Below are 11,645 nucleotides of genomic sequence, written 5' to 3' on the forward strand. Positions count from 1 at the left end.
CGCAATCCCTTCGTATGTCAGGTCAATTCTGTCCAAAGGCCAAAAGGATAATAGACAGCCCAAAAACGTCGCAATCCCTTCGTATGTCAGGTCAATTCTGTCACTGGCGACGCTTACAATGGAGGAGAGGGCGTGCGTCGCAATCCCTTCGTATGTCAGGTCAATTCTGTCCGCGGTCTCTGGACTCCCTTGAAAACAGGACATTTCGACTATCGTTTCCGCAAACCTTTTTTGAAAAAGCATCCATTGCCGTAACTACACCTCCTTTAATGCCATGCTCGCATATCATAACATACTGAAACTAAAACTAAACTTGCTACTCCGCGAACCCAGAACAACCATTTCGGCACAAAACAAGAAATATCAACCACTTACAAAAAACGGCTATTTTTGGCCAGAAGTTCGCACCTCAATAGCATTTCGTTTCCACCCCCACCCTGCCCTCCCCCTCAAGGGGGAGGATCTGGGTTGGAAGTGGGTCCGACCTATACAGGATGGTTTGGGTGAACTGGAAACACGCTAATAAATGTAAAACTCCTCATCCGGATCGGTGTACACTCCCCGGCCGATAATCTCTACGGTTCCCGCACATTTTTCACATACGGGAAAATATTTTACACCATCCTCCTCCAACACAATGACCTTCTCAATGCGTGCCTTCATCTCCGCAAAGATTCTGTCGTCCACAGCTACCTCAAATATGGATTTTTGCACCCGGACACCATAGTCGCTAACAATCTTGGCTACCCTGGTTAAGCGTTTCGGATCTGCAATATCATAAGCCACAATCATGTTCATTGCTAAACCACCATGTATTCAAGCTGGGTTACTTTAAGCCCCTGGCCGGAAATTATTACCTTGTTTATGCAGTGGTTACAGACCTTATATATCCTCACCGAGTCACTCGACAAATCAAGGTTTTCCTTACAGTATGCACGGATCCGCTTGATACCCTCTTTATCGATGTCACACTCAAAGACCGATTTCTGAGTATTCAAACCAAACTCCTTCAGAAATTTATGGGTCCGATTCAGACGCTTTGGGTCTGTGATGTCATAGGTTACAATTACAATCATTTCAGAAACACCGGTTGATATGTGTCCGCCTCGCCTTCGATCACCTTGCGGCAGTGCCCTGCCTGATAGATAATCACATCGCTGTAACTCAGCCGGCGTCCGGCAGGCGGATAATAGAAAGAAGTCGTCAGTTTCTTTTCAAATGCCTCGATCACCCGTTTGAATGCATCTCCATGAAGTTTCACCGGATACTTGCCCGCAGGCTGGGCAGATACAGGTGTGCCATGGTCCATTCTCTGTTCTGGTAAATCAAAAACCTCCTGCTCCGCTTCATCGCCGGAAATCAACCCCATTGGATCCTTTGTTATATCAGGAATCTCCTCAACAGAGGCTTCAGATGACTCCTCCTCTCCGGGTTTTTCCACGTAAAAATCATCTTTTTTAAGGATATTTAGATTGAAAAGTGAAAGTGTCAGAGTGTCAGCAATGATGGTGCGAAACTCTTCCATCAGATCGAGCACCAGGGAATAACGTCCATAATCAAGGGAATGGAGAAACCCGGGATAGGGATCGAGCCCGGCTATACGCACGGCAGCATAGACACGGTTCATGAGAAAGGTATAAAGGAGTGAAAGAATAGAGTTCACCGGATCCGTGGGCGGCCTCCTAACACGACGTGTGAAACCCATGTCCTGAACGAAACCTTTAGGGAAGACCTCAAAGTAGATGGCGCTCCCCCTCCCCTCATATCCACGCACGCTTTCAATGTTGTTCGCAGAATCAAGCTTTCCCATGAGTTGCTGGATATCTCTGGCCTTGTGCCCCGCCACAGGGTTGTTTCTGCTCCGCTTGATACGCATCAAGACCGTATACATATTCGAAAGCTTCCCTGCTACAATGCAGCGGGCAAAACGGAGTCCGAAATCCCTGTCATCCATGAGCTGGTATTGGCGCTTGTGTAAAAAGACATTCTTCGATTCCGGCGGGGCAATTCTCCCAAGATAGCGTCCATCATAGCTCATGAAGACCGTGTCTATGTTGTTTCGCATAAGCTGAACAAATGCACGATGGGTTATCTCCACATTGCCGAAGATAATCACTTGTCGCAGTTTGTATGTAAAAAGGGTGTTATAAGTACTGTCCCCCTTTTTCACAAGGAGATGTCTGCCCTCCTTTACAATCTTTGCCCCCTGCGTTCTGATATATATGACCATAAGTTGCCTCCATTGTTATATAAAAATCCCCTCTGACTCCCCTTTTGCAAAGGGGACACACTTTATTCCCTTCCCCCTTTTGTAAAGGGGGATTGAGGGGGATTATTTTACTCCATTATAGGAGGCAACCATGGTTTGAAACAAGGTTTGCAACGTTGCAGTATTCAGTTGTCAAAGAGCTACGCTATGAAAGCGTAGGAAAATCAAAAAAACTGGTTACCTGAACAAAGTCAGAAACTGTGTCAAATATGGATGTAACCGCATGTTCGGAAACAGACTTAATCCCATGCGCAAGGATGGAGTCATTTCTGTTCGAAGTTATATTCTTGATCTCCTTAATTCTCTCAAAATACCTCAACCCTGCCTCATGCCCCATGCAATTCAGATATTGAAAGGTCGCGGTCAATGGCAGTTTGAGGAGACGGCTTTTAGGGTCACGGTATTTTCTCAGAAATTCTTCCCTGATCCGCTCCGGAATCATCTCCGGTTTGACCTTATCATTGGTGCAACCGGCAACTTCCAGAAAGGCGACCTGTCCGTAAAGCTCAAGGGCACGGTATATCCTAGCGGCTGCGTCGTCATACCTCTTGTCTGCGATTCGCCGCTTGGCATTGTTCAAGAGATCATCGACCAGAATTGCATCCAACTTTTTTAAACTATCTGTGTCGGTAACAATTTGATCGAGAAAGTCCCTGCAACTCCCAACCCCCTTTGAAAAAGCCTCCAAATCAGGATTCGGATAAGCTCCGAGGTAATCCTTCAGAGCCTCAAGCCCGCTTTCGAGACGTCTGAGTGCGGCTTCGTGATTAAACTGCTCCCAGAACATAAAACCCTCAGCAAGCAGACGAACGAAGCGAAAATAATCCTTTATTTGACGAGGCAGTTCTCTGTCACAGAAATCAATTATTTCGACAACCGCAGAAAACCGGCGGCGGTTGAAAAGAGTAACCACCTGTCGGCGCTCCTCTTCAGCAAATATAGACCAGGGGCTCATCTCAAGAAACATCTTCTCATGTCCATCCATCACTGTCCCAACATCATCTTTATTACGACGGTCACCTCCCACATAATTGAACTTGTATGGATAGCCAACGGTGGCCAGAATAAGCGCTGCGGTCATCACCTTAGTGCCGCCGGTATAGTCCACCATAACCTCCTCTGGCGGGACATTCTTTTTTCTCACACGATCTACACACCGGCGGGCAGCCTTATAGCATTCAAACATCAAATTCGGATCTTCGGTGATCTCGAATTCCGTTTTCGGTTTGAAGTTGAGCGGTTTAAAAATATCACCAGCGAGAAGAACAGAATCCTGAGATGCCAGGAAGATAATTTTCTCCGGTCTTCTGGCTTCAATACTTTTTGTCAGCGGTGCTGGTGAACCGCCAAGGGACATGATCATGAGACGAGTAATTGGATTCATGTCAAATTGGCAACCTCTTTATCGGTTAGCAGGGTGTTTATCTCCTGTTCGATGCCCATTTCCCACATCTCAAAGGCGATTTTAAGCCTGACATGCGACGGTAGATTTCAATCTGTTTTCTTGCGCCTTCGTCTGCTTTCATGAAAAATCCTTATAAAATAAAGTGCAATAGGAAGATAAAAGGGTCCCAATGTAATTCCCTGCCTTATTCATCTCCGAGGATTGCTTTTATCTTTTGTACCTTTGCCCATTGTTTTTTTGAACAATCATTCTTTTTCCATTTTGCGTGAGTTTCCCAGTATGTTTTCAGAGGCAGAGCTGCAATCTTTTTGTTTTCCTTTGAATACGTATCAATCCGATTAAATATTTCAATCACCTGTTGTTCGGTAATGCCTGGATCATCAAGCGCCGCAATGTCTCTTTCTTCAGGCGATGCCGCCTCAAGTTTCGCCTTTTTCCTTTCCTCTTCTTTTCGTTTTTCTTCTTCTGCAAGCTCCTGTTTTTTTGCCCTCTCAGCAACCTTTTTCTTTAATCCAAGCTGTTTTTCGGCTTCTTCATGACGTATCTTTTGTTTCTTTGCTTCGTTGTCTTTCCATTCCTGTTCCCTGACCTCGGACTCTTTCGAGTGATCGTTTGTCACCCTGCCTAACTGAACCCAGCCGAAAGGCTGGAGACTATTTTTAGACCCCGGGTTGCGCGATTCTGAAGACAACCATATTGTGGTTGCGTGATCGAGGGGTTTTGGGTTTTTCATAATCTTAATACTACGGTGTCCCTCAACAGTCACCGATTCAGCTCCGGAATGCCTGCCCAATCTGAGCAGGGAACTAACTTCCCGATCTTTTGCCTGGTCGCTGACAGGAATAACTTCAATACCGATTCCCCTCAGTTCCTTATTTTCCCTTTCTTTTTCCTTCATGTAAAACAACGTTGAACTCTTGAAGAGGTTTTCAAGCGAGATATGCTTTCGGATACCGGAACCCTGCGGAGGCGATTCCACGGCTATTGTGCCTTCAAACAGAGTGCCCGGCGGAACAACTTCAAATATCAGAGGAACACCCCTTGCATCACGATCAGACGGTTTTTTCTTTAGATTGATCGCGTAGATAATCCGTGTCCTTATTTCGCCTACTGGTTTGAAATCAGAGACTTTGACCATGCGGAAGGGATCTGTGGGAATCCCGTCGTACTCCATGAGCCGTTGTTCCAATTTTCCCGCATTGCGTTCCTTTCCTTTTTCAGATAGTTTTTTTTCGTTCTCCATCAGGTTCAGGTATGCGGTACGAAGAGCCCCCTTGATGGCAGAACCGGGGATGTAAGGTCGCTGGTCAACGCTGCGAAAGGCAGTGCGCGGGATCTCAAAACGGTTCAATTCCTGCCTAATCTTCTTTTCATCATGCAAAGAAATGTCAAGGGTTTTCTGATAATGTTCCAGAAAACCATGACACACATCAACCGGCCGTCCATTGACCGGCCTATTCCGCAAGAATTTATAGACTTCCAGAATTGAGGCAATGGTTCCCTTTGCGCAGATATTTAAAAACTCCTGCTTGTCAGGGTCTTCCAATTGAGAAATAAAAGAGACGGGATCAAACACCACCATTTGCTGTGCCTCTTCATCTATGGCAAAACCTGTTGGTTCATACACATCATCACAGCCTATGTGGACTGGTAAAATCGTTTGTATATAAAATTTAGTCGGTCCTTTCATATTTTCATCTCCAGTCTGAATGGAAGATATGGGGCATAGCCCTGAACAACCGTTTGCTTCATGCTTTTGGAGGTGTTTAGCACAGCCCTGCCAATGTATGGTTTCTTGAAAACATTCTCACTTTTTGGCATAAACACGGCTCCTTCATCAGCCATAACAACAGGGTTTTTGAAGGGGTTTTCAGATGTGGCAAGGACATCACCATGTTTGCCGAAGCGGACAAACGGTATAAAGTAATGATCATAAAACCGGCCCGCTTCAGGAACGGTCGGAGCCAGCATGTAGCAGGCATTGGGTGAATCAGCAGAAGGAAGTTCCAGTTCACTATCTTCTCCAATGTCAAATCTGCCACAGCCCGTTGAGGCATCTTTGCCGAAACCAAATTTGCCGATTTTCTCCATAGCGGCACAGATTCGCCCAATGTCCGTGGCCTCCTCATCTATCAGGGCAAAAACCGCCAGTTCTGTCTCCGGATAATAGAAAAATGATGTTTCGGTAAAAGGAGCAAACATTCCCTCTCCGGTTGTCATGGTCATACGATTGATCGTATTGTGCTGCCGGGTAAATTCTGAACAAAAGTATTTTTCCCCACGCATAATTCTTTTCGTGTCATCGGTGGCCTGATTGCGCACCTTTTCCATAAGTTCCTTATCTGTCAAATATTCCACGGATTTAAAGTCTAAAAGCAAACCCTCTTTTACTTTCATCCACTTCTTTTTCTTGTTTTCTTTACGTCCTTCAAACGTCTTCCTCTTATCATCGCCTGCCGATGGTGCAAAAAGAAGCGACAGGGGCAGATCCGGCCTTTTGAAAGCATAAAAGAATTTCCCATCGTCATCAAATTTTGGCCAGGCGGAAGAGAACACGGCAAAAGGCTTTTCTTGATAACAGGCAATCCATTTATCAAGCCCACCATTGAGCAGGGAGGGATCGTATGCTGCCTGCCAGCAGAAATGTCCAAAGAGGGTATCGCCCTTTAGCGGCGTTCCGAAAGCGGATAAAGGCTTAATAATTATTTCATAGAGCTTCAATATGCTTTTCCTCCATTATGAAAATGGTTTAATGTTCTTAAATTTCTTCTCTACATCCTCATTCTCAAAAACAAACTCTATTTTTCCATACCCACGGCTTCCGCTTCCCCCGAGAGCGTCCATTTCCAGAAGCTTCAGACCAAGCAGAAGATAGTCGAAAAGCTCTTTGTCCTCTTCACCCAGCATTTTAAGACCGACGGCAAAGTCAAATTTTATGTCTGCCGGAACTCTTTCAACAAATCTAAGAGAGCCTGACTTGGCAGTACCGCTGATGCGGTCTATCGCAGTCTCAGATTTTATCTCAAACAGGGTAAGCCTTTCTTCCCGGACTCTTTCCCGCGATTCTTCGCTCATGAAACAATCGGCAAATGACACCCTTGTGGGACCGGCAAATTTCGCTATTTTTTCAGCATCCGCTCCGCTTGAACCGAACAGTTTTATAATTTTAAGGCATTCTATTCGCTGTTCATCTTCTAAACCTTCTAAGTCTAAGTGCTTTGCCTGCAATGGTGCCCCACCAGTTCTGTACATTACGCCACTTTTCATTTCCAAAAGCGATCTCACTTTGCCTTTGATGGAAGAACCGGGGATATAAGGTTCTTGTGTGTGAGGATGTCTGACAACGGTGTTGTCAATTCCGCCTATATGCATCTCCGTATCACCGGCACCAATATGAAGTCCGCTTTTTAATACTATCTTTCCTTTGATTTCCTTAATATCTATCAGTTGCATATTGATTCCCTCCCCCTAATTTTCTCCATATTTTCTGTAAAATCCCATAAATGCTTCAAAGAAATTGGCAAAGACATCCAAGTCCTTGTCTTTATGAATCTGATTTATGCAACTTTTCATCAAATCCACAAAATCTTGTGACACTTTTCTTCTGCCTTCCGCGTAAGCAGCTTTTGCAATCAGCATATTGATATAGGGCAGAATGTTTTCCCAGTCCTCTGGGTTGCTTTTAGCCAAAGAGTTGAGACGAATGACTTCGTCAAAAAACTTCCTCAACTGAGATCGCTTGTTTGCATCCTTGCCGCCGCTGTCATTAATTTTTTTCGCCCAGTTCATTGCGGTATCAGAAAACAACTTTGGCTCCAGAATACATTTATCTTTATCCTTATAAAAGCTGATCATCTTTACTCCTCCCTATCTGTAGTTATATATGACATCCCAAAGGGCTATTTTCAGCTTGCCTCCATACTCCCCAAGCCATACCGCCACCTTTGAGAACTGACGTATCATTTCATCCTTTTCCTCTCCTTTTAATCCTTTCCCCACATTTCGCCCTGTTGTATAACTGAACAGAGCATGCCATTTCAGGCATTCCATGTCTTCGAGATATATATCGCCTTCACCTTCTAAAAGCTGTTTCTCCGATTCGGACATCCTGATGAAATCATTAAGACGGTATATCATGGAATTTGTAACCCGCTTCTCGTCACGCCATAGCTGCAGGGTATCTTTGATTTTCATTAATTGCGCAAATTCATTCCAATCTACCGTTTCAGAAAAAAGGGTTATTCTGTTTCTTCCCTTGTTTTTCGATTCTTTAATTGCAGCCTCTGCAGTACCAGAGAGCTTATCTAACGGCGTGTGCGGTTTATGCAGGCTTATGCCCGCCGAAAAGTGAATTTCATCATTATGACAGACATAATCCGCAAAGGATTCACGCAAGAAACTGACTAATTCAATAATACGATTCCACGGCCCGATCAGAAAAAGGTCGTCGCCACCGGCAAAGACCGTATAGATGTCCATGAAACGCTGATTTGTCTTTAAGAGATGTGGAAGATATACTGCAAAGTAGAAATTCAACTGCCTGCTCACGGTCGCAAGCCTGGAGATTGTAAATTGTTCCTTCTTCAAACCGCAGGACATTAAAAGCCCCAGTTGATCCACATCCGCTTTCAGGATTCCCAGTGCCTCGATGCCGCAATATCCTCCGCCATTTTCTTTAGAATTCAGTGCTTTGTTTGCTATGTGTTCAAAACTCTTAACAACATCTTTCTTCATTTGATCAATGCGTTCTTCCTTTTTCTCACCACTTTTCCTGCCTTCAAACAATCTATCGTCATTGAAGTCTTCCTCACTGTAAACCGGGACATAGCAATTGATAAATTTGGCCGTCACCTCTTTAGATACCGTTCCTTGAGGGTCTATGGAAATATCCCAGTATTTCAGAAGTTGGCCACTCCTGGCCATCTCCTTCATGCCGCCACCAACAAAGGCAACTTGATAATTACCAAAGATCGGCTCAAGCAGTTTATCTCCTTTTATATCCGCATCACACGAGGTTATTGCTATCTTCTTCTCTTTAACGATGTTCTTCCCCAGAAATATGTGATCTCTGCAGACATTGCAGGCAGATGCCGCCTCTCCAACAAGCGCTGAACCTTCTACCTCGGGACTGGAGGGTCTCTTGCCACAGAAAGGACAGAGTGGATGCGTCAGGTCATTGTAAAAGCTGTCGAGATAGCCATCAACTGTCCCTCCAAATTTATCCATATCGATCTTTTGAAACTTCTTCCTTTCCATTCTTTCATTGAGCTTTTCCCAGAGATCAGCAAACCTGCCTTTCACAAAGTCTTGGGGGGAGGCATCCACGAATGTCATCCCGATCGCATTTTCCCCATATGAGATCTTCATCAACCAATTGTTCACACACTCTGCCACATCAGCCACTGTCTCTTTCGCCGCTTCTGTGTTGGGCGCAATTATCGTAAATTTTCCCGCCGCATTGAGCAGCAGTGAAGACGATGGGATGCCGATCTCCCGGCAGAGCATGTCCGCAGCCAGTTCCGAAAAGAGGGAGACGGCGAATGAACGTCCCCGGAGTATCTTGGCACGGTGTTTCCCCGCCTCACCACTATCGCTGAAAATAAAATTCTGAATGCCGTAAAAATCTCCACTGATGAGCAGAAACTTCTTAACGTCATAATCTTTGATCGCATCAACCGTCATGCTGTCTGTATTCTGATGATAAAGGTAGATGGCAACAGCAAGCGCCGCGGTTATCTTGGAATGGTCATAGAGAGATACATCCGGTATCACATAGCCTGCCCTTGCCGCAGGTATGGAGGAGGTAAAAACCATCATAAGGCTGTCAAAGTGTTCAAACCACAGTTCAAGGTTTTCTTCCTTATGAAGAAGATTTTCGAGGGCATAAACAAACTCTTCAAATAAGTTCTTGTACTCTGCAATGGCTGTTTGATTGTCTTCCGGACAAACATGATCTATTGTATCCGGGTAAATGTTCTTCGGCGATATCTCCTTCAAAGGATAACAATAAGAATATTTATACGAGGTTTCCGGTTCACTTTTTTCTTCACGCATAAGGCGTTCAAAAATAGGCAGAAGGCGCGTCTTTCTATAATCCTGCCATGCCACTGCATGGTTGTACTCTTTATCAAAGCTGTCTCTGTCCCAACCACTGCTTATTCGGTCGGCCATTGCGACGATCCACTGCAAAGGCGTTTCGGGTTTATGGTGGCCGGCAGCCAGATTAATAAAGCTGTCTTCCAAACCCCAGTTTGCCTTATTAAATTTTCTGGGTAGTAACTTTTCGAAATGATCGATGAACGCAGCAGTACAAACAGCATGTTTATGGGTATACCTTCCCTGATAATGCGGTTGATACAGATCGGCATTGTTTAGCAAGAACTGCTCAGGAATGTTCCATACATCTTTCTCAGCAAACTTCCCTATATCATGCATGAATCCCGCGATAGCTATCTTGAGAACAGTTTCATCCATAATAGATTCTCCTTCTGGTCATTTTGGTTATAGTATTAAATGCTTATCCTTTACTCAAGCATTGCAACGTTGCCGTTTAAGGCCAGTTCTTCGGCATACCCTTCGTCAGGAGATGTGAAATTCGTTCTTTAGTCAGACATTTATGTGCCTTTTCGTCAAAGGTAAGCCATATCCCCTTCATTTCCTTCGCCAGAGAAGCATAACAGGCATCGTATCCGGTCAGCCCTTTTTTCACAAAGCGGGTGGCCTGATTGGCCAGGTTTTCAGTCATGGGCTGCCTGAAAATCCCGCCGTTTAAAATTGGGAGCATGGCCTTGATGAAGACATCGTGGCCCTTCGGATGAACGCGGCACAATACCGCATATACCTCAAAACAAAACAATTCCGGAACGGCAAAATGTTCAGGATTATCAATCAAGCTCCGAAGAACGGCATCGGCATGAGGGTGACTTTCATTTTCCAGAAACCAGCGAACAGCTACGGAAGCATCGACAATCCAGATCATTTTCCATAACCCCGCAATTCCCGAAGCACCTGAACACTGTTTTTTACCTCAAGACTGTCGGCCTTCATGCCTTCGATGATTTCAAGCAGTTGTTTTTTCTGTTCCTCCGCCTGATAGTCCAAAAATCTTTTTTTGAATTGTTCCGGTGTAATGAGCACGGCTTTGATTTCCTTTCCTTTGCTTATCAGAATGGGTTCGGAAGTTCTCGCAAGCATTTCCAAAACCTCTCCCAGGTTGTTTCTAATCTTAAGCGCATTTACCGTCTTCATGAGAAAACCTCCCCTTATTCTGGTTTATTACGACCAGTATATGAGGACATATTACCTATGTCAAGTGTAGATATGTATATACATAAAATAGTGACAATAAAAACATTGAGATTGCCGCGCCCTTCGGGCTCGCAATGACCAAATGCATCTGCATTAGAAGATGACTCTGATCTTATCCCTGTCGATCTTTATCCCATATTTCGTGTCGGGCCTTTTGCCGGTGGACTCAATGGCCAGATCATGTATGGCATAAAGGCCGAATCCTGTTTCAATATCTTTGCGGATCTTGGCTTTATAGGAATTGAAATTTTCAGCGTTCAAATTGAGTATTCCCGAATCGCTCATTTCAGCCGGCGTCCTCCTGCCGGATATCTTTTTGTAAAGCTCTACAATCTGTTCCTGCCGGTCATAAATCTGGTTAATATCAAGGAAGCATTCTGTGCAGTGGCGGCAAGTATTTAAATCCTTTTTGCAATCCTTCTTACGCAGGGCAAAGAAGGCGTAAAGCGCAAGCCTTGCCGGCATCATGTCAAACTCAAGGTTTTTGAATGCGACTTTACCGGACGGCAGGTCTATCGTTAAATGATATGGTTCTTCTCTGATGAGTGAGAGCATAAGGGTAGCTGGGTCTTTCGGTTCTTCGAGCATGTCGTCAGAAAGCTGATCCCTTATCGAAATGAAGGGGACGGGGACAAGGTTGATCTTAGCGTACCGGGTTTCTTT

The 11,645-nt window shown here is 44.8% G+C and carries 12 protein-coding genes and 1 CRISPR repeat array; all 12 genes read right to left on the minus strand.

Annotated features, from left to right (window positions below):
• Positions 1-172: a CRISPR direct-repeat array (repeat unit 33 nt; unit sequence CGCAATCCCTTCGTATGTCAGGTCAATTCTGTC).
• Positions 173-519: 347 nt separating this feature from the next.
• Complete coding sequence (gene cas2, locus Q7J27_13220) at positions 520-798, minus strand: CRISPR-associated endonuclease Cas2 (GenBank protein MDO9530101.1); 279 nt, start codon at positions 796-798, stop codon at positions 520-522.
• A 2-nt stretch (positions 799-800) separates the two neighbouring features.
• Complete coding sequence (gene cas2, locus Q7J27_13225; protein ID MDO9530102.1) at positions 801-1,076, minus strand: CRISPR-associated endonuclease Cas2; 276 nt, start codon at positions 1,074-1,076, stop codon at positions 801-803.
• On the minus strand, positions 1,073-2,230 hold the full coding sequence (gene cas1 / locus Q7J27_13230) for a CRISPR-associated endonuclease Cas1 (protein ID MDO9530103.1): 1,158 nt from the start codon (positions 2,228-2,230) through the stop codon (positions 1,073-1,075). The genes cas2 (Q7J27_13225) and cas1 overlap by 4 nt, the downstream gene beginning before the upstream one ends.
• Positions 2,231-2,414: 184 nt before the next feature.
• Positions 2,415-3,653, minus strand: a complete 1,239-nt coding sequence (locus tag Q7J27_13235) for a TIGR02710 family CRISPR-associated CARF protein (GenBank protein ID MDO9530104.1) — start codon at positions 3,651-3,653, stop codon at positions 2,415-2,417.
• Positions 3,654-3,858: 205 nt separating this feature from the next.
• The gene (csm5, locus tag Q7J27_13240; protein MDO9530105.1) at positions 3,859-5,364 is read right to left on the minus strand and encodes a type III-A CRISPR-associated RAMP protein Csm5; all 1,506 of its coding nucleotides are present in this window, start codon (positions 5,362-5,364) and stop codon (positions 3,859-3,861) included.
• A complete protein-coding gene (locus Q7J27_13245; protein MDO9530106.1) occupies positions 5,361-6,395 on the minus strand; it encodes a hypothetical protein in 1,035 nt (344 codons plus the stop codon). Before Q7J27_13245 ends, csm5 begins: the two co-directional genes overlap by 4 nt.
• Before the next feature lie 15 nt (positions 6,396-6,410).
• Positions 6,411-7,127 (minus strand): type III-A CRISPR-associated RAMP protein Csm3, encoded by a 717-nt coding sequence (csm3, locus tag Q7J27_13250; GenBank protein ID MDO9530107.1) that lies wholly within the window; start codon positions 7,125-7,127, stop codon positions 6,411-6,413.
• 15 nt (positions 7,128-7,142) lie between these two features.
• Positions 7,143-7,529, minus strand: a complete 387-nt coding sequence (gene csm2, locus Q7J27_13255; protein MDO9530108.1) for a type III-A CRISPR-associated protein Csm2 — start codon at positions 7,527-7,529, stop codon at positions 7,143-7,145.
• 12 nt (positions 7,530-7,541) lie between these two features.
• Positions 7,542-10,148: a type III-A CRISPR-associated protein Cas10/Csm1 gene (gene cas10 / locus Q7J27_13260; GenBank protein ID MDO9530109.1), complete on the minus strand. Its 2,607-nt coding sequence runs from the start codon at positions 10,146-10,148 to the stop codon at positions 7,542-7,544.
• 76 nt (positions 10,149-10,224) lie between these two features.
• Positions 10,225-10,653 (minus strand): type II toxin-antitoxin system VapC family toxin, encoded by a 429-nt coding sequence (locus Q7J27_13265; GenBank protein MDO9530110.1) that lies wholly within the window; start codon positions 10,651-10,653, stop codon positions 10,225-10,227.
• Positions 10,650-10,922 carry a type II toxin-antitoxin system Phd/YefM family antitoxin gene (locus Q7J27_13270; GenBank protein MDO9530111.1) on the minus strand — a complete coding sequence of 91 codons (273 nt, stop codon included), beginning with the start codon at positions 10,920-10,922 and terminating at the stop codon, positions 10,650-10,652. Before Q7J27_13270 ends, Q7J27_13265 begins: the two co-directional genes overlap by 4 nt.
• 153 nt (positions 10,923-11,075) lie before the next feature.
• On the minus strand, positions 11,076-11,645 hold a 570-nt coding region (locus Q7J27_13275), incomplete at its 5' end, for a TIGR02584 family CRISPR-associated protein (GenBank protein ID MDO9530112.1).

Source organism: Syntrophales bacterium (genome assembly GCA_030655775.1).
Lineage (GTDB): Bacteria > Desulfobacterota > Syntrophia > Syntrophales > JADFWA01 > JAUSPI01.